Source organism: Komagataeibacter saccharivorans (assembly GCF_004348195.1).
Classification (GTDB): domain Bacteria; phylum Pseudomonadota; class Alphaproteobacteria; order Acetobacterales; family Acetobacteraceae; genus Komagataeibacter; species Komagataeibacter saccharivorans.
In genome coordinates, this window is sequence record NZ_CP036404.1 from 2,123,448 (window position 1) to 2,146,242 (window position 22,795).

General features: G+C 62.9%; 20 protein-coding genes, 1 tRNA gene and 1 pseudogene. 18 read left to right on the plus strand and 4 right to left on the minus strand.

The genetic code is table 11. The features are described from left to right. The first annotated feature begins 173 nt into the window (after nt 1–173). Nucleotides 174–1,484, plus strand: coding sequence for a transcription termination factor Rho (rho, locus tag KSAC_RS09755; protein ID WP_102324990.1), 1,311 nt, complete (start codon nt 174–176; stop codon nt 1,482–1,484). 86 nt (nt 1,485–1,570) lie between these two features. Here the strand turns inward: rho and KSAC_RS09760 are convergent, their stop codons facing one another. Together KSAC_RS09760 and KSAC_RS09765 are read right to left on the minus strand one after the other, a co-directional pair. Continuing rightward, a complete protein-coding gene (locus tag KSAC_RS09760; protein ID WP_132305237.1) occupies nt 1,571–2,542 on the minus strand; it encodes a quinone oxidoreductase family protein in 972 nt (323 codons plus the stop codon). 34 nt (nt 2,543–2,576) lie between these two features. Further along, the gene (locus KSAC_RS09765) at nt 2,577–3,029 is read right to left on the minus strand and encodes a methylated-DNA--[protein]-cysteine S-methyltransferase (protein ID WP_102324992.1); all 453 of its coding nucleotides are present in this window, start codon (nt 3,027–3,029) and stop codon (nt 2,577–2,579) included. A 99-nt stretch (nt 3,030–3,128) separates the two neighbouring features. Here KSAC_RS09765 and mnmE point away from each other — a divergent pair, with 99 nt between their 5' ends. From mnmE to KSAC_RS09830, 13 genes and pseudogenes are all read left to right on the plus strand, one after another. Next, a complete protein-coding gene (gene mnmE / locus KSAC_RS09770) occupies nt 3,129–4,436 on the plus strand; it encodes a tRNA uridine-5-carboxymethylaminomethyl(34) synthesis GTPase MnmE (RefSeq protein WP_132306220.1) in 1,308 nt (435 codons plus the stop codon). Between the two features lie 12 nt (nt 4,437–4,448). Then, nucleotides 4,449–6,320 (plus strand): tRNA uridine-5-carboxymethylaminomethyl(34) synthesis enzyme MnmG, encoded by a 1,872-nt coding sequence (gene mnmG, locus KSAC_RS09775; RefSeq protein WP_132305239.1) that lies wholly within the window; start codon nt 4,449–4,451, stop codon nt 6,318–6,320. 26 nt (nt 6,321–6,346) lie between these two features. After that, nucleotides 6,347–6,946: a 16S rRNA (guanine(527)-N(7))-methyltransferase RsmG gene (gene rsmG / locus KSAC_RS09780; RefSeq protein WP_132306222.1), complete on the plus strand. Its 600-nt coding sequence runs from the start codon at nt 6,347–6,349 to the stop codon at nt 6,944–6,946. After that, nucleotides 6,939–7,763 (plus strand): ParA family protein, encoded by an 825-nt coding sequence (locus KSAC_RS09785; protein ID WP_110546808.1) that lies wholly within the window; start codon nt 6,939–6,941, stop codon nt 7,761–7,763. The genes rsmG and KSAC_RS09785 overlap by 8 nt, the downstream gene beginning before the upstream one ends. Further along, nucleotides 7,763–8,665 carry a ParB/RepB/Spo0J family partition protein gene (locus tag KSAC_RS09790; RefSeq protein ID WP_132305241.1) on the plus strand — a complete coding sequence of 301 codons (903 nt, stop codon included), beginning with the start codon at nt 7,763–7,765 and terminating at the stop codon, nt 8,663–8,665. Before KSAC_RS09785 ends, KSAC_RS09790 begins: the two co-directional genes overlap by 1 nt. A gap of 83 nt (nt 8,666–8,748) precedes the next feature. After that, a tRNA-Lys gene (locus tag KSAC_RS09795) sits at nt 8,749–8,824 on the plus strand. Between the two features lie 170 nt (nt 8,825–8,994). Next, nucleotides 8,995–9,735 carry a gamma-glutamyl-gamma-aminobutyrate hydrolase family protein gene (locus tag KSAC_RS09800; RefSeq protein WP_132305243.1) on the plus strand — a complete coding sequence of 247 codons (741 nt, stop codon included), beginning with the start codon at nt 8,995–8,997 and terminating at the stop codon, nt 9,733–9,735. Beyond that, entirely contained in the window at nt 9,732–10,508 is a 777-nt protein-coding gene (locus KSAC_RS09805; protein WP_102324998.1) for a pseudouridine synthase, read from the plus strand. Before KSAC_RS09800 ends, KSAC_RS09805 begins: the two co-directional genes overlap by 4 nt. Further along, the gene (rsmD, locus tag KSAC_RS09810; RefSeq protein ID WP_132305245.1) at nt 10,508–11,083 is read left to right on the plus strand and encodes a 16S rRNA (guanine(966)-N(2))-methyltransferase RsmD; all 576 of its coding nucleotides are present in this window, start codon (nt 10,508–10,510) and stop codon (nt 11,081–11,083) included. Before KSAC_RS09805 ends, rsmD begins: the two co-directional genes overlap by 1 nt. Before the next feature lie 166 nt (nt 11,084–11,249). Then, nucleotides 11,250–14,096 carry a DNA translocase FtsK gene (locus KSAC_RS09815; RefSeq protein WP_132305247.1) on the plus strand — a complete coding sequence of 949 codons (2,847 nt, stop codon included), beginning with the start codon at nt 11,250–11,252 and terminating at the stop codon, nt 14,094–14,096. Continuing rightward, nucleotides 14,093–14,852, plus strand: a pseudogene (locus tag KSAC_RS09820) (RluA family pseudouridine synthase). Before KSAC_RS09815 ends, KSAC_RS09820 begins: the two are co-directional and overlap by 4 nt. Next, entirely contained in the window at nt 14,834–16,942 is a 2,109-nt protein-coding gene (locus tag KSAC_RS09825; protein ID WP_132305251.1) for a hypothetical protein, read from the plus strand. The pseudogene KSAC_RS09820 and the gene KSAC_RS09825 overlap by 19 nt, the downstream one beginning before the upstream one ends. A 35-nt stretch (nt 16,943–16,977) precedes the next feature. Continuing rightward, nucleotides 16,978–17,649 (plus strand): histidine phosphatase family protein, encoded by a 672-nt coding sequence (locus KSAC_RS09830; protein WP_110546802.1) that lies wholly within the window; start codon nt 16,978–16,980, stop codon nt 17,647–17,649. Between the two features lie 27 nt (nt 17,650–17,676). On the opposite strand, the gene KSAC_RS17295 is transcribed toward KSAC_RS09830, so the two are convergent. After that, nucleotides 17,677–17,817: a hypothetical protein gene (locus KSAC_RS17295; protein ID WP_162900411.1), complete on the minus strand. Its 141-nt coding sequence runs from the start codon at nt 17,815–17,817 to the stop codon at nt 17,677–17,679. Between the two features lie 204 nt (nt 17,818–18,021). Between KSAC_RS17295 and KSAC_RS09835 the strand changes: the two genes are divergently transcribed. From KSAC_RS09835 to KSAC_RS09850, 4 genes are all read left to right on the plus strand, one after another. Then, complete coding sequence (locus KSAC_RS09835) at nt 18,022–18,489, plus strand: nucleoside deaminase (RefSeq protein ID WP_102325004.1); 468 nt, start codon at nt 18,022–18,024, stop codon at nt 18,487–18,489. A 120-nt stretch (nt 18,490–18,609) separates the two neighbouring features. Further along, nucleotides 18,610–20,184: a Do family serine endopeptidase gene (locus KSAC_RS09840; RefSeq protein WP_102325005.1), complete on the plus strand. Its 1,575-nt coding sequence runs from the start codon at nt 18,610–18,612 to the stop codon at nt 20,182–20,184. A gap of 186 nt (nt 20,185–20,370) precedes the next feature. Next, nucleotides 20,371–21,285: a bifunctional methylenetetrahydrofolate dehydrogenase/methenyltetrahydrofolate cyclohydrolase FolD gene (folD, locus tag KSAC_RS09845; protein WP_102325279.1), complete on the plus strand. Its 915-nt coding sequence runs from the start codon at nt 20,371–20,373 to the stop codon at nt 21,283–21,285. A 1-nt stretch (nt 21,286) separates the two neighbouring features. After that, entirely contained in the window at nt 21,287–22,021 is a 735-nt protein-coding gene (locus tag KSAC_RS09850; protein ID WP_132305253.1) for a methylenetetrahydrofolate reductase, read from the plus strand. A gap of 15 nt (nt 22,022–22,036) precedes the next feature. On the opposite strand, the gene KSAC_RS09855 is transcribed toward KSAC_RS09850, so the two are convergent. After that, nucleotides 22,037–22,612 (minus strand): NUDIX domain-containing protein, encoded by a 576-nt coding sequence (locus KSAC_RS09855; RefSeq protein ID WP_102325007.1) that lies wholly within the window; start codon nt 22,610–22,612, stop codon nt 22,037–22,039. Nucleotides 22,613–22,795 lie beyond the last annotated feature (183 nt).

Genomic DNA, 22,795 nt, shown 5'->3' on the forward strand with positions numbered 1-22,795 from the left:
GTTGTTCCACACGGCATATCCTGCCTGTCCGGAATCCCCGCCTTAATCAGTCAAGCAGCATCAACCGTTTCGTCAGAATATGGTCAAGGCTCAGCGCCCGGCGCGTCCCTTGTCAACTGATCGCTGGCTTCTGTTTTCCCTTCGTGAACTGCCCACTTATAGGCATATCCTGCATGCAACTCGCCGAACTCAAGGCCAAATCCCCAGCAGACCTTCTGGCTTATGCTGAAAGTCTGAACATTGAAAACGCATCATCTCTTCGCAAGCAGGAGCTGATGTTCACGATCCTCAAGACGCTGGCCGACAACGATCAGGCCATCTATGGGGACGGCACGCTTGAAATCCTGTCTGACGGATTTGGTTTCCTCCGCTCGCCAGAGGCCAATTACCTGCCCGGACCGGATGATATCTACATTTCCCCCAGCCAGGTCCGGCGTTTCGGCCTGCGCACCGGTGATACGGTTGAAGGCCAGATCCGCGCGCCGCGTGATGGGGAGCGGTATTTCGCCCTGCTCAAGGTCAATGCGATCAATTTCGAACCGCCCGAGGCGGTGCGCCAGCGGATCAATTTCGATAACCTGACGCCACTTTATCCCGAACGCCGCCTGCAGATGGAAGTCGAGAACTCGACTGTAGGCGGTGCGGCTGAGCCCCCCGTCAATGGCAAGGGGAAGGGCAAGACCCCGAACCGCGATTTCACGTCCCGCGTGATCGATCTGGTCTCCCCCATCGGCATGGGTCAGCGCGCGCTGATCGTCGCCCCGCCGCGTACCGGTAAAACCGTGATGCTGCAGAGCATCGCGTCCTCCATCGCCGCGAACCATCCCGAAGTCTTCCTGATCGTGCTGCTGATTGACGAGCGGCCGGAAGAAGTGACGGACATGGCGCGTTCCGTGCGGGGCGAAGTCGTTTCCTCCACCTTTGACGAACCTGCGACCCGGCATGTGCAGGTGACGGAAATGGTGCTGGAAAAGGCCAAGCGTCTGGTCGAGCACAAGCGCGATGTCGTGATCCTGCTGGATTCGATCACGCGTCTGGCCCGCGCGTACAACACCGTTGTGCCTTCATCGGGCAAGGTGCTGACGGGTGGTGTGGATGCCAATGCGCTCCAGCGTCCCAAGCGCTTCTTTGGTGCGGCCCGTAACATTGAGGAAGGGGGATCGCTGACCATTATCGCAACTGCCCTGATCGATACCGGCAGCCGTATGGATGAAGTCATCTTTGAAGAGTTCAAGGGCACCGGTAACTCGGAACTGATCCTTGACCGCAAGCTGGCTGACAAGCGCACATTCCCCGCCATCGACATCACCAAGAGCGGTACCCGTAAGGAAGAACTGCTGGTGGATCGTGCCGATCTGGCCAAGATGTGGGTGCTGCGTCGTATCCTTGCCCCGATGGGTACGATGGATGCGATGGACTTCCTGCTGGACAAGCTGAAATACAGCAAGAGCAATCACGATTTCTTCGATGCGATGAATACCTGATCATCGCGCGATTGCGAAAAATGCAGAAAACCCCGGCTGAAAGGCCGGGGTTTTTTTATTGTCCTATCCTGTTTTCAAACAACCTGTCAGGGGATCAGGATTGTGCTGCCGGTGGTTTTGCGGGATTCCAGCGCAATATGCGCCTGTGCGGCATCGCGCAGGGGGAAACGCTGTCCGATATGGGGTTTGATTACGCCTTTTTTCACCAGTGAAAACATCTCCCTCGCCGCATGGAGCAGGGCAGGACGCCGCGCGATATAGGTCATGAGCAGGGGCCGGGTCAGGTACAGGCTGCCATGGGCTGCCAGCGTACCCACGTCTACGCCGGTGACAGCGCCCGACGCGTTGCCATAACTGACCATCAACCCGCGCGGTGCCAGACAGGACAGGCTGGTTTCAAACGTGGCCTTGCCGATGCTGTCATAAACCACGGGCAGCATGCGGCCCGCAGTCAGGTCGCTGACCCGTTCCTTAAGCCGGTCCGTGCCGATAATGACATCCGTTGCACCATTGGCCTGCGCCAGTTGCGCCTTCTCCTCCGTGGAGACGACACCGATGACGCGCGCGCCCAGATGCCGTGCCCACTGGCACATGAGCAGCCCCACGCCCCCTGCGGCGGCGTAGACCAGTATGTCATCGCCGGGCTGCACGCGATAAACCTCACGCAGTAGCATGTGCACGCTCAGTCCGCGCAGCATGATGGCAGCCGCCGTGCTGGTTGCGATGTCATCGGGCAGGGTAACAACCTTATCCGCTGCGATCGTGCGGAACGTGGCATAGGCGCCCGGTGTGGCGGGGTAGGCGACGCGCATACCCGGCGAGAGATCTTCCACCCCGGGGCCAACCGCTGTTACGGTGCCAGCACCTTCCATGCCCGGGATGCCGGGTAGGGAGGGGAATTTGTATAGTCCGCTGCGGAAATAGGTATCGATGAAATTGACACCGACGGCTTCCTGCCGCAGTACGATTTCACCAGCGGCTGGGGTGGGAACGGGCTGTGTTTCCACTGCCAGCACGTCCGGGCCTCCGTATTCGTGGACGCGGATAACGGTATTCATGGCGGACCTTCCGTTATTATTGCACGGTCATTCTTTATCTTGATGAGGCAGGAAGTGTTTCAAGGTCCTGCAGGAACTGCCGGTCGCGTGCGCCTTCATCGCCGGGATAGGTTTCAGGGTCGTAGTCCGCACAATCCGTGAAATCGATGCGATGGCAGGGGATCAGGATGGGAATGGGATTTTCAGTGCAGGCGCTCAGGATGCTTTCGGGTGTTACTCCGGCCTGACGTGCCGCTTCCTGCCAGTGAACCTGCTGGCCTGCGGGAATGGTGCGGATGAACTTCCATGCGGCAAGCTGTTCGTCCGTGCCATAAGGGGCCAGTGGCAGATCGCATAGCGAAAGTTCGCCGTCGAAATACGCATCCAGCCAGGCGCGGGCGGCCAGCAGGACCGGTGTTTCCTCCTGATCGCGACCCCAGCCCCAGTCCAGGGCGACAATCTGCTCGTCTTCCGCCGAGACGGTCAGGGGGGCCAGTGGCGAGTGCATTGAAAGTTGTGGCATGAGTCACCTTGATCAGGACAAAGAGGTGAACGATAACGCCGTTCCCGGGACGGACAAAATGATGATGCGATGACGGAGATGTTTATGCAGGAACGTGATGGACATCCGCCGGTCATTTTTGCGCTGGCCAGCGGGCTGTCCCGTGCCGCCATTGCGGTGATGCGCCTGAGCGGGGCGGGAACGGGCAGGATTGTCGAAAGCCTGACCGGACGGTTGCCTGCGCCGCGCCGGGCTTCGTTGCGGGGGCTGTGGCGGCGCGATGGGGCGGAACCTGTCCTGCTGGACCGGGCGCTGGTGCTCTGGTTTCCCGGACCCGACAGCTATACGGGTGAAGACAGTGCCGAACTGCACCTGCATGCGGGGCCTGCGGTTATCAATGCCGTTGCCGATACGCTGGTGGCCCTCGGCGCCCGCCCGGCGGAACCGGGGGAATTCACCCGCCGGGCCTTTGCCCATGGGCGGATGGATCTTATGCAGGCGGAAGGCATAGCCGACCTGATCGATGCCGAAACCGAAGCCCAGCGCCAGCAGGCGCTGGCGCAGGTTGATGGGGCGCAGAGCCAGTTGTACCAGAAATGGGCAGACAGACTGCGTACGTTCCTAGCGCATCAGGAAGCACTGATCGACTTCCCCGATGAAGAACTGCCACCTGAAGTTGAACAGGGGTTGCTGGACGGAATGCGTGTATTGCATGACACCATGCAGACCTATCTGGCCGAAGGGGCGGGGGCCGAGCGGCTACGGCGCGGACTGCTCTTTGCGATTGTGGGGGAACCCAATGTTGGCAAATCCAGCCTGCTGAATGCGCTGGCGGGGCGGGATGCCGCGATCGTTTCCTCCCGTGCGGGGACCACCCGCGACGCGATCGAGGTGCGTATGGTGCTGGGTGATGTGCCGGTAACGCTGGTCGATACCGCCGGACTGCGTGAAACGGATGATGAGATCGAGGCTGAAGGGGTCCGGCGTTCACTGTTTCACGTGAAACAGGCTGACTGTGTGGTGCAGGTTTTTACCGGTGATGTGGTACCCGAACCGGTGGAAGGAAATAGCCTGCTGGTATGTAACAAGACAGACCTGTATCATGCGCCTGAAGGCACGATTGGCATCAGTGTACTCACCCATTCCGGCATGGATGTGTTAAGGACCGTTCTGGCCGACAGGGCGCGCGCGCTGACATCGGGCCGGGCTGCTGCACCTTTTACCCGCGCGCGGCATCGTGCGGCGCTGGAGGAAACGGTGCATCATATCGGGCGGGCGCTTGATATGAACTGGCCGGAAATGCGTGGGGAAGAAATGCGGCTGGCCATGCGGGCGCTGGGCCGCCTGACGGGGGCCGTGGATGTGGAAGCCCTTCTGGATACGGTGTTTGGCCAGTTCTGTATTGGCAAGTAGGAGCAAGACTGGATGAATCGCGCATATGATGTGATCGTCGTCGGTGGGGGGCATGCGGGATGTGAAGCCGCCGCTGCCGCTGCACGTACGGGCGCACGCACCATGCTGCTGACGCATCGGCGCGAGACCATTGGCATCATGTCCTGCAATCCGGCCATAGGCGGGATCGGCAAGGGACATCTGGTGCGCGAGATCGATGCGCTGGATGGGCTGATGGGCATTGCCGCCGATCGGGCCGGGATTCATTTCAAACTTCTCAACCGGTCCAAGGGGGCGGCCGTGCATGGCCCCCGTGCGCAGGCAGACCGGACACTGTACCGGCAGGCCATACAGGATCTGCTGGCCGCGACCGATGGACTTGATATTGTCGAAGGGGCAGCGGCTGACCTGCTGACGGATGCGCAGGGACAGGTTGAAGGTATCATCTGCGAGGACGGGCGCAGCTTTTCATCCGGTGCCGTTGTGCTGGCGACCGGCACGTTCCTGCGGGGCACCATCCATGTCGGGCATGACAGCCAGCCTGCGGGGCGGGTAGGGGATCGTCCCGCCAATGCGCTGGGCACGCGGCTGGAGGCGCTTGGGCTGCGGATGGGGCGGCTCAAGACGGGAACGCCTGCGCGTATCGCGCGTGACAGCATCGACTGGGACAGTCTGCCTGAAGACCGTGGGGATGCGGTGCCCGAACCATTCAGCCGCATGACGGATGGTATCGCCAATCCCATGGTGTCCTGTCGGATCACGGCCACTACGCCGCGCACGCATGAGATCATACGCGAAAACCTTCAGCTTTCGGCCCTGTATGGCGGGGCGATATCGGGGCGTGGGCCACGCTACTGCCCCTCGATCGAAGATAAGGTTGTACGCTTTGCCCAGCGCGAATCCCACCAGATCTTTCTGGAGCCGGAAGGGCTGCCAGGCAATCCGGAGGGAAATCTGGTCTATCCCAACGGCATTTCCACCAGCCTGCCCGAACATGTACAGCTTGAAATGCTGCGCAGCATTCCGGGGCTGGAAAACTGCCGCATCGTCCGGCCGGGCTACGCAGTGGAATATGATTATGTGGACCCGCGCGAACTGGCCCCCACACTGGAACTGAAAAACATGCCCGGCCTGTTTCTGGCGGGTCAGATCAATGGCACTACCGGTTATGAGGAAGCTGGTGCGCAGGGCCTGATCGCAGGTGTGAACGCCGCCCGGCATGCGGCGGGGCAGGCGGGTGTTACCCTCGATCGTGGCGATGCCTATATCGGTGTGATGATTGACGACCTGACAACGCAGGGCGTGTCCGAACCCTACCGCATGTTCACATCCCGCGCGGAATATCGCCTGACCCTGCGCGCGGATAATGCGGACCTGCGCCTGACGCCGCGCGGGTTGGAATGGGGATGCGTCGGGACGGCGCGTGCTGTCCGTTTTCAGTCCGATTGCACCGCGATTGATGTGGCGACCACCCGGGCCCGCAATGAAACTTACGGCACCGATGTCCTGCGCAAGGCAGGTGTGAATGTCTCGGCAGATGGGCGGGCACGTTCGCTTCTGGATGTGCTGGCGACGGATGCGTCACCTGAAACGATTGTGGGGATTGCACCGTGGTTTGCCGAATTATCCCCCCGCGTAGCCCAGCATCTGACGACGGAAGCCCGCTATAGCGGTTACATCTCCCGTCAGGACCGCGAGATCCGCCAGTTGGCTACCGAAGGAAAAATCACCCTGCCGACTGATCTCGATTATGGTCGGGTTGGTGGCCTGAGTACGGAAATGCAGGAACGGCTTGCACGGGTGCGGCCCGTAACATTTGGGGCGGCGCAGCGTATTCCGGGAATCACGCCTTCCGCCCTTGTCGCGTTGCTTGCACATATCCGCCAGAAGCAGGTGACGGCATGAGCGGCCCGGCTACCCTTGCGCCCGATATGGCCGATGTTTCACGTGAAACACGCGACCGGCTGGAAAAATATGCGGATATCCTGCTGCGCTGGAACCAGCGTATCAATCTGGTTTCCCCGCATGACCTACCGCATTTGTGGTCGCGGCATATAGCCGATAGTCTGCAGCTTGCCGGACAGATACCGCCCGGCGGTACAAGGCTTGTGGATATGGGATCGGGTGGCGGTTTTCCGGGGCTGGTGATCGCATGTGCTACGGATGCGCAGGTTACCCTTATTGAGTCGGACCAGCGCAAGGCCGCCTTCCTGCGCGAAGCCGCGCGGGTGGTGGGCGTGCAGGTGAGTGTCTGCGCCCGGCGTCTGGAGGTGGCGGATGTGCCCCCCGCGCAGGTGGTGACAGCCCGCGCCCTTGCCCCGCTGTCGCGCCTGCTGGAATGGGGCGTGCGCTTCCTTCAGCCCGATGGGTTCTGCCTGTTTTTGAAAGGACGGAATGCCGAAGCGGAATTGACGACAGCCCGTGCCGGTTGGCACATGGCGACAACCCGGATTCCAAGCCGTACAGATACGGATGGTGTGATTCTAAAATTGAGCGATATCAGGCGTGTCAGAGACCATAACAATGAATGAGACGGGAAGTCAGACAGCATCTTCCCCCCGCATTATCGCGCTGGCCAACCAGAAGGGCGGCGTTGGCAAGACAACGACAGCCATCAACCTGGCTGCGGCCCTGGCAACTTCCGGGCTGAAGGTTCTGCTGGTTGACATGGACCCGCAGGGCAATGCCTCCACCGGCCTTGGGGTGGGGTATGATGCCCGGCGCAGCGGCACCTATGCCATGCTGGAAGATGGCGCGCGCGCCACGGCTGTGGTGCAGGCCAGCGAACTGCCCGGCCTGTCCCTCATCGCGGCGGATACGGAACTGGCTGCGGCCGAACTGGAACTGGTCATGGCCGACCGGCGCGAATATCGCCTGCGCGATGCACTGGCCCAGATCGGCGCGGATTATGATGCCATCCTGATTGATTGCCCGCCCAGCCTTGGACTGCTTACACTGAATGCCCTTGTGGCGGCGCAGTCCGTGATCGTGCCGCTGCAATGCGAATTCTTTGCGCTGGAAGGGATCAGCCAGTTGGTACGCACCGTCAACAGCGTGCGGCAGTCGCTCAACCCGGCGCTGAAGCTCGATGGTATCGTGCTGACCATGTATGACCGGCGCAACAACCTGTCCGAACTGGTGGCCGATGATGCGCGCAGCTTCTTCGGTGATAAGGTGATGGACACGCTGATCCCCCGCAATATCCGCATATCCGAGGCACAGAGCCACGGCCAGCCGGTCATGAATTATGACAGCCGTTCGTCGGGTAGTCAGGCCTATCAGGCTCTGGCGGCCGAAGTATCGGACCGTCTGGCCCTGCGCGGGACACGAAAAGGGAAAGCACGCTGATGAAAACCAGGAAGGATGCGGCCCGTCCCCGTCTTGGGCGGGGGCTGGCGGCGCTGCTGGGCGAACAGGCCAACATGCTTCCTGCCGCCCCTGCGGTCGAAGGGCGCAGGAGCGGTGGTGAGATCATTTCCAGCCTGCCGGTGGACGTGCTGGAACCCAGCCCCTTCCAGCCGCGTCAGCAGATGGAACCCGGCGCACTGGATGAACTGGCCAGTTCCATCCGCGTGCGTGGTGTGCTGCAACCCATTCTGGTACGCCCCCATCCGCAGCGTAATGGTGTCTACCAGATCATCGCGGGTGAACGCCGCTGGCGTGCCTCCCAGATTGCGGGACTGCATGACGTGCCGGTTCATATCCGCGCATTGGACGATGGCGATGCGATGGCCGCGGCGCTGGTGGAAAATCTCCAGCGCGCGGACCTCAATGCCATCGAGGAAGCGGAGGGCCTTCAGCGGCTGCTGGATGATTACGAGCTGACGCAGGATGAACTGGCCAGCGCCATTGGCAAGTCGCGTCCGCATGTGGCGAATATGGTGCGCCTGCTCCAGTTGCCGCCGCCCGTGCGCGACGCGGTGCGGCATCGGGGGCTGTCGGCGGGGCATGCCCGTGCCCTTCTGGCGCATGCCGATCCGGTTGCCGCCCTGAAGGTTGTGCTGGGGCAGGGGTTGAATGTCCGCCAGACGGAAGCTCTGGCCAAACAGCATGAACGCAAGGCAGCCGCCACGCGGGAGAAGGCAGAAAAAAGCGCCCGTAATCCCGAAATCACGTCGCTGGAGCGCGAGCTTACGGCCCGGCTTGGGGTAAAGGTCCAGATCACGTTCGATGGCAAGGGGGGCAGCATAAAAATCGATTACCGTTCGCTGGAACAGTTCGATGGCCTGCTGCGTCTCCTGCAACAGTAGAAAATTCAAAAAAATTCAAAAACCCCCTTGTCAGGCAGTAAGATAGGCTGCTAGAAGCCCTCTCACCCAAGCGGTAACCCTGTGGGCGCATAGCTCAGTTGGTAGAGCAGCTGACTCTTAATCAGCGGGTCCAAGGTTCGAGCCCTTGTGCGCCCACCATAGGGTTTAATAAGGTTACAGAAGTCCCCATCAAGGCTCCGCCGATGGGGATTTTTTGTGTCATGTCCGCGCGGTCGTCCGCTTTGCGGCACAGTTCTGGTCAGGCGGCAGGGGAAGGGCAGCATGGCATACCCATTCCCTTCGGCCCCATATTCATCTAGGCAGACGGGATGAACGCCCACCGTCCCCTGATTGGTGTCACACTGGACAGCGAACAGCCATCCGCTGATGGACAGCCCGGCTATTCGCGCTTTCCATGGTACGCCATCCGCCAGAATTATATGGATATGATCGCCGAATGCGGCGGACTGCCGGTTGCCCTCGCTCATGATCCTGATCTGGCGACGGCACTGGTCGCACGGCTGGACGGGCTGGTCGTAACCGGTGGCGCCTTTGACGTGCCCCCCGATCTGTACGGGGCGACGGACCAGCATGCTACGGTCCAGACAAAGCCACGGCGTACCCTGGCGGAAACGGCGCTGGTCCATGCCGCACTGGCGCGTGGCATACCGGTGCTGGGCATATGTGGTGGCATGCAGTTGCTTGGCGTGCTGCTGGGCGGCACGCTGGTGCAGCATATTCCCGATACCTACCCTGCTGCACTGCCGCATGAGCAGCCTAATCCCCGCAATCAGCCGGGGCATGATGTCGCCATCGTGGCAGACACACGGCTGGCCCGGCTGGTCGGTCAGGACAGGCTGCCGGTCAATTCCGCGCATCATCAGGCCGTGGCGGATGCGGGGCGGGGGGTTATTTGTGCTACGGCCCCCGATGGAGTGGTGGAGGCGATTGAACTGCCCGACCATCCATTCTGTATCGGGGTGCAGTGGCATCCTGAATTTGGCATATCGACAGGGGACCGTCTCCTGTTCGAAGGGTTGATCGACGCTGCGAGGCAGACAGGAACATGACACAGGATAATTCCACGCCATCCGCAACCGCACGCGGCGACCGTATCGCCAAATGGCTGGCCCGTTCCGGCGTGGCCAGCCGGCGTGATGCGGAACGCATGATTGCCGAGGGCAGGGTGCGCCTGAACGGTGCGGTCGTGACCCACCCCGCCACCTTTGTCGATGCCGCCGATATCGTGCAGGTGGACCAGAACGTGGTCAGCGCTCCCGACCGTACGCGGCTGTGGCGCTATCATAAGCCTGACGGGCTGGTCACCACGCATCGCGACCCGGAAGACCGTCCCACCGTGTTCGATTCCCTGCCGCCGGGTCTGCCGCGCGTCATCAGTGTCGGGCGTCTCGACCTGAACAGCGAGGGACTGCTGCTGCTGACCAATGACGGTGAACTGGCCCGCAGGCTGGAACTGCCCAGCAATGGCTGGATACGCCATTACCGTGTGCGTGTTTTTGGCGTGGTGGACGAACGCATGCTGGCCTCCCTTGCAAAGGGGAGTGAGTTCGAGGGCGTGCGCTACGGTCCGATCGAAGCGCATCTGGATTCCAGCAGGGGTGACAATGCGTGGCTGACCGTCTCCCTGCGTGAAGGCAAGAACCGCGAAATCCGTAAGGTCATGCGTGGGCTGAACCTGCATGTCAGCCGCCTGATCCGTACCTCTTACGGGCCTTTCCAGCTTGGCACGCTGTCGCGTGGCGAACTGGAGGAAGTGACCGGCAAGGTAATCCGTGAACAGGTTCCCGGCCTTGTGGGCGGCAAGACGTCGCGCCGGGCGTAATGCGGATCATCGCGGGAGAATGCCGGGGCCGCAGCCTGCATGCGCCGCCGGGACAGACAACACGCCCCACGGCTGATCGGGTCAGGCAGGCCCTGTTCGACAGTCTGTCCCACGCGCCGTGGGCGGGAGCGGATATGATCCGGGGTGCGCGCGTGCTGGACGGATTCGCCGGAACGGGCGCGCTGGGGCTGGAAGCTCTGTCACGCGGGGCCGGTGCCGCGATTTTTGTGGAACAGGACCGGGCTGCGCTTCGCGCGCTGCGCGAGAACGTCACGGCATGTGGTATGTCCGGGCGGGCCGTGATCCGCGCGATGGACATGCTGCGCCTGCCGCCCTGCGATCCGGTAGGACCTGTGGATCTGGTTTTCCTTGATCCCCCTTATAACCGTGACCTGCCCGCACGCGCGCTGGCCGTGCTGGAGCGCGGCGGATGGCTGCGGCCCTCGACGCTTATTGTCGTGGAGACTGCGGCGACCGAGTCCCTTCCGGTTGCGGCCGAGCGGCTGTTGCTTGAACGGCGGCACGGGGCTGCGCGGCTGTCCGTCTGGCGGCATGAATCAGGTGCTGCCGCGTAATTCATTGCCGTATTTTATGTAAAGCGGCCTTCTGTCCACGGGGCGGACAGGGTTATAGTTACACCGTTTAGCGGAAATGATGGCATGATGCGCGACGGTCATTTCTCCAGTGCCTCTGGTTCCCGGCGTCCATGTGCGCGGGACTATCTGATCAGGATATGGATTTTTGGCGATCTTCAGCCGTTTTATCCCTGAATCGTTCTCTTCGGACTCGATGCGTTCGCGCGTGCGCGAACGTTTGGCCGAAGCCGGGGGGCTGGGGTTGTGGAGTCTGGCCCTGTGTCTTGCCATTGCGTTATGGAGCTATGATCCGCGCGATCCATCCGCCAATACCTCCAGCTCGCAGCCACCCGCCAATCTGCTGGGCCGTCCCGGTGCGTATATGGCCGATATCATGCTGCAGGATTTCGGCATCGTGGGGGTGCTGGCCATTCTGTGTCTGCTGGCATGGGGCTGGCGCCTGATCCGCCATCGTGGGCTGGCTGCTGTCATACTGCGTATCGTCGCCCTGCTGTGCAGCCTGCCTGTGGTGGCCGCCGATATCGCGGCCGTGCCGCTGCTGGTACCGGGTTTCCCCGCTGCCCTGTGGCCGACCGGTGCGGGGCTGGGCGGTGCGGTTGGCCTGTCCATCGCCCATATGTCCATTCAGGCGGCGACCGTGTTTGTGGGACGCGGTGGCCCCGCCCTTGTCTGGGTGCTGGGCCTGACGCTGGGGCTGCTGCTGCTGCTGCTTGCCTTCGCGCTCTCCTTTGCTGAATGGAAAGGGATCGGGCGCGGTATCAGGTTCCTGCTGCGTCAGCCCGTAGTGCTGACCCGCTGGCTGCGTCGTGTAACCCATCATGCCGCCGAAGCCCGGAAGGCGAGGGAGGAGGAGGAGACGCACCAGCCCGCGCCCGGCCGCGCTGCCGCCTACGTCCCGCCTTCATCCGTAATGGGGGAAGCGGGGCTGGAGGCGTCACCTTTCCTCAAGACCGCGCATGGTATGGAACCTAGTCTTGAGGACATGCCCACGCACCGCATGGCGGCAGGTACGGCCATCATGCCCGTGGCGGACCCGGCGGCGGCAAAGGCCGTGCCTTTCCCCGCGGCGAAGACCGTATCCGCGCCTGTCCGGGCGGCGGAAGACCAACCCCGCCCGGCTGTTGCCGCACGTAAGGCGGACGGGCCTCGCGCGCCACAGGTATCCCTTCAGACAAGCTGGATGCATCCGCCCGGCATGGATGAGGAAATCACCCAGCCCCTGCTGATGGGTGCTCCATCATCCGATCGCCTGCCCTGGCATGAGGACCCCGCGTCCGAGGAAACGGGTGCGGTCCTTACCCCTGCGCATGATGAACTGCCGCCCGGTATTGCGGAACCCGCCCGGCCGACGCTCCTGTCGCGCTTCTTCTCCGGTGGCGGCAGGACGGCGGCGGAAGAACCCGCTTCCATGCCGGATGCCTATGATCCGTCCCCCATGGCTGGCGCGGAGGAGACGACCTACACCACCCCGCCGCAGCCGGAATGGCAGTTTCCATCCCTGTCGCTTCTCAAGCCCCCGGCATCGGACGAGACGACAAAACCCACCGAGGAACTGCTTCAGGCCAACGCGGCCCATCTTGTCACGGTCCTGTCGGAATATGGCGTGCAGGGTGAAATCGTGGCCTATCACGCAGGGCCGGTTGTCACGCTGTACGAACTTCAGCCCGCACCCGGCATCCGGGCCGCGCGTGTCATAGGGCTGGCTGACGATGTCGCACGCTCCCTGTCGGTGCTGAGCGTGCGGATCGCCACGGTGCCCGGACGTAACGTGATCGGGATCGAGGTACCCAATACGCGGCGTGAGACCGTCTATTTTTCCGAACTGCTCATGGACCCGCAGTGGTCGCATTCCCGCGCACGCCTCAATCTGGCGCTGGGCAAGGATATTGCGGGCGAATCCGTATACAGCGATCTTGGCTCCATGCCGCATCTGCTGATCGCGGGCACCACCGGATCGGGCAAGTCCGTTGGCGTGAACGCCATGATCCTGTCACTGCTCTATCGTCTTTCGCCCGAGCAGTGCCGCCTGATCCTGATTGACCCCAAGATTCTGGAACTCTCGATTTACGAGGGTATTCCCCATCTCATGACCCCGGTGGTGACGGAACCGGCCAAGGCGGTCGCCGCCCTGAAATGGGCGGTGCGCGAAATGGACCGCCGCTATCGCGCCATGGCGCATCTGCAGGTGCGTAATATCGCCAGCTACAATGAACGCGTGGCCGAAGCGCGTGAACGCGGCGAGATCGTGACCCGCCGCGTGCAGACCGGTTATGACCCTGAAACCGGCAAGCCCACGTTCGAGGAGCAGCAGCTTGCCCTCGACTCCCTCCCTTATCTCGTCATTGTTGTGGACGAGATGGCCGATCTCATGATCGTGGCGGGCAAGGAAATCGAAGCCCTGCTGCAACGTCTGGCACAGAAGGCGCGCGCGGCGGGCATTCACCTGATCCTTGCCACCCAGCGTCCGTCGGTCGATGTGATTACCGGCACCATCAAGGCCAATTTCCCGACCCGTATTTCCTTTCAGGTCATCAGCAAGTTCGACAGCCGTACCATTCTGGGCGAGCAGGGGGCGGAGCAGCTTCTGGGCCGTGGCGACATGCTGTTCATGCAGGCCGGTGGCCGGATCACGCGTGTGCATGGTCCTTTCGTGGATGATAACGAGGTCGAGGCGGTCGTGGCCTTCCTGCGTACGCAGGGCGAACCGATCTATGACGACGATGTCATTTCCCCGCAGGAAGAAGAAAGCACGAACAAGCCTTTCTCCGCCCCGGCAGGCGGTAGCGAGGATGACGGCCTGTTCGCGCAGGCGGTCGAGGTCGTCGCGCGGGAAGGCAAGGCGTCCACGTCGTTTATCCAGCGGCATCTGTCGATTGGCTATAACCGTGCGGCCAAGATCATCGAACAGATGGAAAAGGAAGGGCTGGTCAGTGAGGCCAATCACGTGGGCCGGCGTGAAGTCCTGATGCGTCGCCCATCGGATGACGAATGAGGGGCAGGACCATTCCGCCCCCGCCTGCGCACCCTTCATCTCCGCTACCTTTTACGGTCCTGTACCGCGATAACCGTTTTGTGATTCTGGACAAGCCACCCGGTCTGCCCGTCCATCCCGGCCGGGATGGCGGCCCGAGTGTGGAGGACTGGTTCCCCCTGCTGTCGCGCCACCGTAATGGCCCATGGCTGGCCCACAGGCTGGATCAGGACACGGCAGGCTGTCTTGTCGTGGCGTTGCGCAAGCAGGCCCTTGTTGCGGCGCAGGCGTGTTTTGCGGCGGGACAGGCGCGCAAGGTCTACTGGGCCATGGTGCAGGGAACACCGGCTGCGTCATCAGGCGTGGTGAATGCGGCGCTGGCGCGGGTGGAGCACGGGCGGCAGTGGCATATGCAGGTCGTAAAAGAAGGGGGCCAGTCGGCCCGTACGCGCTGGCGCGTGCTGGGGCAGGGGCGCGATGCGCAGGGTGCGCCGGTAAGCTGGCTGGAACTGGTACTCGATACCGGGCGAACTCATCAGGCGCGGGCGCATTGTGCTGCCATCGGATGCCCCATACTGGGTGACGGGCGATATGGCGCAGCAGGGACGGGGGCGTTATACCTCATGAGCCGGAGCATTTCCCTCCCGCTGGACGTTCCCGTGCATGCCACGGCCATGCCCCCGGAGCATATGCGCCTGCTTATGGCCCAGGCAGGCTGGACCCTGCCGTCCGACAACGTGGAATAAGGAAGCAGCACGGTGTTCGCCCACACATTGACGCAGGAACTGATGCGCGTTCTGGAACGGCCAGACCTGCGCGTGATTGCGGGGGAACGGCGGATCGCGCTGGACCCCGCGCTGGACCTTCCATTCCGTATCCAGCCCGATGGGGGCGTCGTACTGGGACTGCCGGTGCAGGGACAGCAGGAGGTCACGGCCTTTTACCTGCGTCATGCGCTGGAACTGGCCGTCCTGCGGGAAACCGCGCCGGAGCGGCCCATGTGCGCGGCTTTCTGCGCGGCACGTACGGCGGCGCTGTTCTGGTATCTTGATACCGGTCGGCAGGATGCTGACGCACCTGCCGCATGGGTGCCGATCATGGCGGGGGATGACCTGCCGGGTGTTTCCGTCCTGCAGGAAATCTGGCCCGCGCTGGCTCCTCTGCAACCCGCCCTTTCCCAACGGGGCGGGCGATGTTCCTTTCCACAACTGCATGACAGGCTGCAGGCCCTGTGGCCGCTGCTGGGGCCGACCGAAAGCCTTATGGCTACGGGGGGCGATGCGCGGCTGGCGGTCGATCCGGCAACCGGGCTGAATCACTATGGCTGTTCGCACCGGCCGCGTCCGTGGGCCATTACCTTTGCTTCCTCCACCGCGTCTTCCCTGTCCGAACGGGGTTTTGCAGGGGCCGAGACGGCGCGGTTGTCCCTGCTGGCAGGCGCACTGCATGGCAGGACGGACGCGGCTGCGTGCAGTCTCGATGCCGGCATACAGGCCCAGATCGCCGCCCATTTCGGCCTGACGGCGGAAGAAGGGGTTGTACTGGCTCCCTCTGGCACCGATTGCGAACTGTATGCGCTGGCCCTTGCCGCGCGGGCGCCCGGCGGGCGTCCCGTCGGCAATATCCTGATTGCGCCGGAAGAAACCGGCAGCGGCGTGCCGCTTGCCGCCATGGGGTGTCACTTCGCCAATGATACGGCACGTGGCCTTGCGGTCACGCGCGGCGCGCGGATCGACGGGTTTCGCGCCGATACGCTGGTGATGAATGTTCCCATGCGGGATGCGGATGGACATGTCCGCGCCCCGGCGGATGTGGATGCGGAGACGTGTCGCCTGACGCATGAACTGCGCCATGCGGGTCGCCATGTGCTGCTGCATCGCCTCGACCTGTCCAAGACCGGCCTGCTGGCACCGGGACTGGACGCACTGGAACAGGCATGCGCTCCTGATGGGCATGATGGTGAGTGTCCCGATGTGGTGGTGGATGCCTGTCAGGCCCGGCTCGACCCGCTCAGGGTACGTGCCTATCTGGACCGGGGCTGGATGGTCATGGTCACTGGCTCCAAATTCTTTACGGGGCCGCCTTTCTGCGGGGCGCTGCTGTTACCGGCTGGGGTGCGGCGCAGGCTGGATGGGGGTGATCCCCTTCCTGCGGGTCTGGGGGCGTATAGCCATCGCCATGCCTGGCCCGCGGGCCAGGCGGTGGATGTGCTGCCGGTGGGGCATAATATCGGCCTGATCCTGCGCTGGCGGGCCGCGCTGTCGGAAATGGCGGCACTCAGCGCCATCCCCCGCGCGGTGGTCCATGACCGGCTGAAGCATTTCCTTGCCGCGGTGGAGGCACGGATCACGCGCGACCCCCATCTGGAACTGCTGCCCCCGGTACCGCCGCAGCGGGCTGATCTGGATAACGCATGGGACTGCCTGCCAACGATCATGAGCTTTTTTGTCCGTGCGCCGGACAGTAAGGCCGGAACCTTCCGTCCGCTGGCGCTGCCACAGGCGCGTCAGCTTTATGCGTGGCTCAATACCGACCTGTCGGACCTTGTTCCGGCCAATGATCCGGATGCGGCTATTGCATCCGTCCTGTGCCATATCGGCCAGCCCGTGCCGCTGGTCCATCCCGACCTGCCCGGCGTTCTTGCGGGTGCGCTGCGGATTTCGGCCGGGGCGCGACTGGTTTCGGGCGAACCTTCCCATGAAGGGATGGACCCCACTGGCCGCCTCCAGCGCGAGGCACGCAATGTGAGCCGGGTTCTCGACAAGGTCGGACTGATCGTGCGGCACTGGTCGCGGCTCAGCGCCGCCAATCCGGCGCAGACCTACCTGCCACATGGCTGGCAGGTCAGGGCAATCCTGCCCGCCTGAATTTTCCTGATTTTCCTTCCCGACGGATTTTGAGTGTGACGACGCAGAACAATCACGGCAATTTTCTCGATACACCCCAGCTTCAGAAGGGTGTCACCCGTTTCTGGCTCATCCGCCACGCACTGGTCGAACAGAATGCCCGCATGCGGTTGTATGGCGCGATGGACGTGCCGCTCTGCCCCGACAGTCTGGTGGCCCAGCGGCGCATGTACGAATCACTGGCCCACCGGCTGCCGCGTGGCGCCCTGTGGTTCACATCCCCCCTGTCACGTACGCAGCAGACGGCCCGCGCCATTCAGCAGGCCGGTTATGGCGAGCATGCGTGGCAGGTGGAACCTGACTTTACCGAACAGTCCATGGGCGACTGGCACGGCATTACGCACGATACGCTGCCCAACAGGCTGAGCCAACCCGCCCATCCTTTCTGGTCCGTCAGTGCGACCGAACTGCCACCGCAGGGCGAAAGCATGGTGCAGGTCTGTTCGCGCGTCGGGGCCTGCCTGGACCGGCTGGCTGACCAGAACGCGGGTCAGGACATGGTGGTGGTCAGCCATGGGGGTGCCATCCGGGCCGCGCTGGCGCATGCGCTGCGCGTGCATGCCGAAACCGCATTGCATTTTTCCATCCAGAATCTGGCGCTCAGCGTGATTGAACGCCTGACGGAAGGGTGGCGTATCGTGACCGTCAACGAACTGCCCATGCCCTGACCGTGTCGGATTGCCCCGTATCCTGCCCTATTGCGGACCGGAATAGAGCAGGCAGGTAAGGGCGCAGGTCTGGCCCGTCCTTACGGGGCGGTAGCGGGTGGTGTCATCCGCCGTGGCCATTCCCGCTACGATGGCGGCGGTGGCAAGAACCAGTGTCAGTGTATGCATGACCTTACCCCCCAATAAATGGGCCGGTTATGATCCGGACGGTGACGCGGCCCGGAAAAGACCGGCCTGCCCCTGCGCACGTAACGATACTGTCAGGTCCGGGTTGCCTGAATCCAGTCCAGAACGTGCGACCGCCGGGGCGCCGATCGATGGCGGCGCAGGGCCCGGCCTTGCCGGGGCGTGCGGGCTTGCTATCGTGGTGGCATGATACGCTCACGCCCGTTACCGGCCCATTTCATGGATATCGCGATGGAGGAGGCGCAGGCCGCCGCCCTGCGCGGGGAAGTGCCGGTGGGCGCTGCCCTGTCCGGACCGGACGGGCAGTTGCTGGCCCGCGCGGGCAACCGGGTGGAAGAATGGCATGATCCCTCCGCCCATGCGGAAATGCAGGTGATGCGTGCGGCAACCGCGCAGCGCAGCGGACGTCGGCTTGCGGACTGCGTGCTGTACGTCACACTGGAGCCTTGCCCCATGTGTGCGGCGGCGGCCACGCATTTCCGGGTGGGGCGGATCGTATTCGGCGCCTATGACCCCAAGGGCGGCGGCGTGGAGCATGGTCCGCGCGTGTTTTCCCATCCCGGCTGCCTGCATCGCCCCGAAATCGTGGGGGGCGTGCGCGAGCGCGAAACGGGACGGATGCTACAGGATTTTTTCCGCCACCTGCGTGCCTAACCTATTTGTCATGCAACGGTATAGGAGGGGTCGGCTCCCTTGTGGCACAGTGCAGGGAATGGGATTGTAGGCATCGGCGATCAGTCCCGTCCGTTGTTTCGAGTTTGCAGCAGGACCATCATGTTCAGGGGTATCATGTCAGACGTATTACGGTCGAACACCATTTCCTTGCGCCGGTTTCGTGGCTCGCTGCTGGCTTCTCTGGTGGCCAGCACGGTAGTCGGGGGCGGTCTGCTCGCCGCTCCTCCGGCCCGGGCCGATGACAGCGGGGTTATCCGCCCTGATACGCAGATTCAGCAGCTGCCGAATTTCGTCCATCTCGTCAAACAGGTCAAACCCGCGGTCGTATCCATCACCGCGCGCATCAAGGACCCGGACATGAGCGAGGAGCAGGGCGCGGGTGGCATGCCCGGCGGCGGCTTCCCGTTCCCCTTTCCGTTCCAGATGATGCCGCAGCAGTCCCACCAGACGGTGGAGGCGCGCGGATCGGGCTTCATCATCTCGCCCGACGGGTATGTGGTGACCAACAACCATGTGGTGAAGGGTGCGACCAAGGTTACGGTCACGCTGGATGATGGCACGGCGCTGCCCGCCAAGATCGTGGGACGCGATTCCAAGACCGATATCGCCCTGCTGAAGGTCTCGCCCACAAGCAAGCTGCGCTTTATCGAACTGGGCGATTCCGATCGGGTCGAACCGGGTGAATGGGTGGTTGCCGTGGGCAATCCTTATGGTCTGGGCGGGACGGTCACGGCCGGTATCGTATCGGCCCGGGGCCGCGACATTGGCGATGGCCCGTATGATTCCTTCATTCAGGTGGATGCCCCCATCAACCGGGGCAATTCCGGCGGTCCGCTTTTCACGCAGGATGGCAAGGTGGTGGGCGTGAATACCGCCATCCTGTCGCCATCGGGTGGTTCGATCGGGATCGGCTTCGCCATTCCTTCCGATACCGTCAAGAATGTTGTCGACCAGCTTGAAAAGACCGGCCACGTCACACGCGGTTACCTCGGGGTGACAGCGCAGGTCATCACGCCATCCATGGCCAGCGCGCTTGGCCTGAAGCCTTCGGCATCCGGTGCGCCCGCCACCGGCGCGCTGGTTGCCAGCGTAAGCTCCGGCAGCCCCGCCGAAAAGGCCGGACTGAAGGCCGGTGATGTCGTAACCGAACTCAATGGCCGCGCCGTCGATACGCCGCACACCCTGGCGGTGGAGGTGGCATCCATCACCCCCGGCACGAAGGCTTCCATTTCCTACCTGCGCAACAACAGGCCGCAGACGGCAAGCGTTACGATCGCCAGCCTTGGCAAGGGTGGGACAGCCGACAGCACGGTGGGTGATACCTCGCACGATGCGGAGAAGGGACCCCGCCTTGGCGTGACCCTCGCCCCGCTTACGCCTGACATGCGACAGCAGCTCGGGCTGGAAGAAGGGGTGCGCGGTGTGGTCGTAAGTGACGTGCAGCCCGGTTCGCCTGCGGAACAGGCCGGTATCCATGCCGGTGACGTCATTCAGGCCGTGGGCGAGGTGCCGGTTGAAAACCCCCGCGCGACGGTTTCCGCCATAAGGCAGGCCCTGCAGGCCAACCATTCCGTGCTGTTGCGGGTGGTGCGTAACGGGCAGAGCGTTTTCGTGGCGGTCAGCCCCAATGCGGATGACAACGATGCCCCGACGGGTGAGGACGACGACCAGTAAGTCATCCCCGATCAGTCGGTTCGCGTGGTGGCCGGGGCGGCGACGTCCCGGCCATTTTTTATGTGCGGTGACGGTACAGGGAAATTTTTTTTAACGTTTGCGCCAGAAAACCCGCAGGCAATGATTGTCGCCCGGTAGCTTCTTGCCTTATCTGCTCGCATTGCCATGTTTCTTTCCGGAGGGATGATGACCGGCCCAGCAGTATCCGATGCGCAGGAACCATCTGGCGCGCGCCTGATTGATGGAAAGGGATTTGCCGCCCGCCTGACGCAGGATATCGCCACCGAAGTCCGCGCCTTCTATGACCGTCACCATGTCACACCCGGTCTTGCGGTCGTGCTGGTGGGAAATGATCCGGCCAGTGAGGTCTATGTGCGCAACAAGGCGCTGCAGACCCATCGGGCAGGCATGCGTTCGTTCATGCATATGCTGCCCGCGACCACATCACAGGAAGAACTGCTGGGCCTGATTGCCCGACTGAATGCCGATCCGGAAATCCATGGTATTCTGGTGCAGTTGCCGCTGCCAGCCGGGCTGGACCCGGTTGCGGTGACCAACGCCATCCTGCCCGAAAAGGATGTGGACGGGCTGGGTGTGGTCAATGCGGGACGGCTTGCGCTGGGCCTGCCCGGTATCGTGCCCTGCACGCCGCTGGGCTGCCTGCTGCTGCTGCGTCATTACGTGGGGGACATGCGTGGCAAGGACGCGCTGGTGATCGGTGCGTCCAATCTTGTGGGTCGTCCCATGGCGGAACTGCTGCTGCATGAAGGCTGCACCGTAACCGTTGCCCATATCGATACCCGCGATACGGCGGCCCTTGCACGGCAGGCGGACATCCTTGTCGTGGCGACGGGGGTGCGTGAACTGGTGCGCGGTGACTGGATCAAGCCCGGTGCCACCGTGATTGACGTGGGCATATCGCGTGTCACCCTGCCGTCAGGCAAGACACGGCTGGTGGGCGACGTGAAATTTGACGAAGCCGTGCAGCATGCGGGCCTCATTACGCCTGTGCCCGGTGGGGTCGGCCCCATGACGATTGCCTGCCTGCTGCGCAACACGCTTGATGCGGCACGGGTGATTGTTGAAAAGCGGACGGCGTGAAATGACCCTGACGTCTGTTGAACTGATCCCGCGCGATTCCGAAACGCTGCTGCGTGACGCCCATGAGGTCCGTCAGTGTTTTCCCGATGCGCAGATGATCAATATCCCCGATCTGCTGCGCTTTCCGCTGCGAAGCTGGGAAGCCGCGACCCTGATCCGGCCGGTCTTTCCCCGCGTGATCCCGCATATACGCGCAATCGACATTGCCCCCAATGCGCCGCTGCCCGGCGCGGATGATGAGGGCCTGACCGAAGTGCTGGTGGTGCAGGGCGATCCGCCATCGGACCTGAAGCACCGTACCTATCCCAATACCAGCGAAAGCGTGATCGCCCGTTATCGCCGTGAGGCACCGCACCTGACGGTCTATGCCGCCTTCGATCCTTACCGCCGTGCGCCGTATCAGGAAATGGAAGCCGTTGCGCGCAAGAAGGATGCCGGGGCGGCGGGATTATTTACCCAGCCCGTATTCGACATGCGCATGCTGGATCTGTGTATGAACTGGCTGCATGGGGAAAACGTGTTCTGGGGCATTTCCCCGGTAGTCGGCCCAAAATCGCGTTCGTACTGGGAAACGACGAACCACGTCATTTTCCCCCCGGACTTTGAACCGACGATGGAGGCGAACATTGCCTTCGCCCGCCAGATGATGGCGGCAGTCGCGCAGGCGGGCGGCAACACCTATCTTATGCCGCTGCGCGTCAATCTGGAGCGCTATCTCGCGCCCTTGTGCAGGTAGCATCCCGTCGCGCGGCTAGATCCAGCCGCGCGCCCGGATCAGCCCGAATGCGGCGATTGTGACCATGCAGGTAATGCGTCCGTCCGTAATCATCGCCTCCATTTCCGGCAGGGTTACGGTGTGGCAGGTAATGTCGGCTTCCGTTTCCTCGCGCTGGTGCGGACCCTGCCGCAGGCCGGTGGCAAGGTAAACACGGCCCTTCTGGGTGGTGATGCCCGCACCCTGGTAAAGCAGGCCGGCATCGCGCATCGTATCAGCGACAAGGCCGGTTTCCTCGCGCAGTTCGCCGCGTGCGACCTCATCGGGGGCGGCATCGGGGCGGTGTTCCCACATGCCCATGGGCAGTTCCCACATCCGTTTCTGCACAGGATAGCGGTACTGGCGGATAAGGGTCACGCGCGGGCCGTCGGCATCGTTCCATAACGGCAGGATCACGACAAAATCGCCCCGTTCCACCACGCCGTACAGGCCCTGCCTGCCATCGGGGCGGATGATGATGTCCTCCCTCACGCGCGTCCATGGGTTTTCATAGGCCACGCGGCTGGAGACGGTGATGTATCCACCCGCATCGGGTGTTGGGGATTGCGTCATGTGGCGTGCATCCTGTGTCATCATGCCCCGTGCCGCCCGTTTGCGTCCCGCACAGGAGATTGTGTAGGGCTAAAGGTGATCGCCCGGGTTTTTAAGATTTTTCCTTAATCCGTATTGTGCTTTCGTTACAAAGCCATTTTCTCAGGCAGGTCAGGATTGCCGTCACGCGCGCGCCGGCCGGGG

Bases quoted from the DNA above. Each gene is read 5' to 3' on its own strand.
- rho (WP_102324990.1), top strand. From the start codon at position 174: ATGCAACTCGCCGAACTCAAGGCCAAATCCCCAGCAGACCTTCTGGCT.
- KSAC_RS09760 (WP_132305237.1), bottom strand. From the start codon at position 2,542: ATGAATACCGTTATCCGCGTCCACGAATACGGAGGCCCGGACGTGCTG.
- KSAC_RS09765 (WP_102324992.1), bottom strand. From the start codon at position 3,029: ATGCACTCGCCACTGGCCCCCCTGACCGTCTCGGCGGAAGACGAGCAG.
- mnmE (WP_132306220.1), top strand. From the start codon at position 3,129: ATGCAGGAACGTGATGGACATCCGCCGGTCATTTTTGCGCTGGCCAGC.
- mnmG (WP_132305239.1), top strand. From the start codon at position 4,449: ATGAATCGCGCATATGATGTGATCGTCGTCGGTGGGGGGCATGCGGGA.
- rsmG (WP_132306222.1), top strand. From the start codon at position 6,347: ATGGCCGATGTTTCACGTGAAACACGCGACCGGCTGGAAAAATATGCG.
- KSAC_RS09785 (WP_110546808.1), top strand. From the start codon at position 6,939: ATGAATGAGACGGGAAGTCAGACAGCATCTTCCCCCCGCATTATCGCG.
- KSAC_RS09790 (WP_132305241.1), top strand. From the start codon at position 7,763: ATGAAAACCAGGAAGGATGCGGCCCGTCCCCGTCTTGGGCGGGGGCTG.
- KSAC_RS09800 (WP_132305243.1), top strand. From the start codon at position 8,995: ATGAACGCCCACCGTCCCCTGATTGGTGTCACACTGGACAGCGAACAG.
- KSAC_RS09805 (WP_102324998.1), top strand. From the start codon at position 9,732: ATGACACAGGATAATTCCACGCCATCCGCAACCGCACGCGGCGACCGT.
- rsmD (WP_132305245.1), top strand. From the start codon at position 10,508: ATGCGGATCATCGCGGGAGAATGCCGGGGCCGCAGCCTGCATGCGCCG.
- KSAC_RS17295 (WP_162900411.1), bottom strand. From the start codon at position 17,817: ATGCATACACTGACACTGGTTCTTGCCACCGCCGCCATCGTAGCGGGA.
- KSAC_RS09835 (WP_102325004.1), top strand. From the start codon at position 18,022: ATGATACGCTCACGCCCGTTACCGGCCCATTTCATGGATATCGCGATG.
- KSAC_RS09840 (WP_102325005.1), top strand. From the start codon at position 18,610: ATGTTCAGGGGTATCATGTCAGACGTATTACGGTCGAACACCATTTCC.
- folD (WP_102325279.1), top strand. From the start codon at position 20,371: ATGACCGGCCCAGCAGTATCCGATGCGCAGGAACCATCTGGCGCGCGC.
- KSAC_RS09850 (WP_132305253.1), top strand. From the start codon at position 21,287: ATGACCCTGACGTCTGTTGAACTGATCCCGCGCGATTCCGAAACGCTG.
- KSAC_RS09855 (WP_102325007.1), bottom strand. From the start codon at position 22,612: ATGACGCAATCCCCAACACCCGATGCGGGTGGATACATCACCGTCTCC.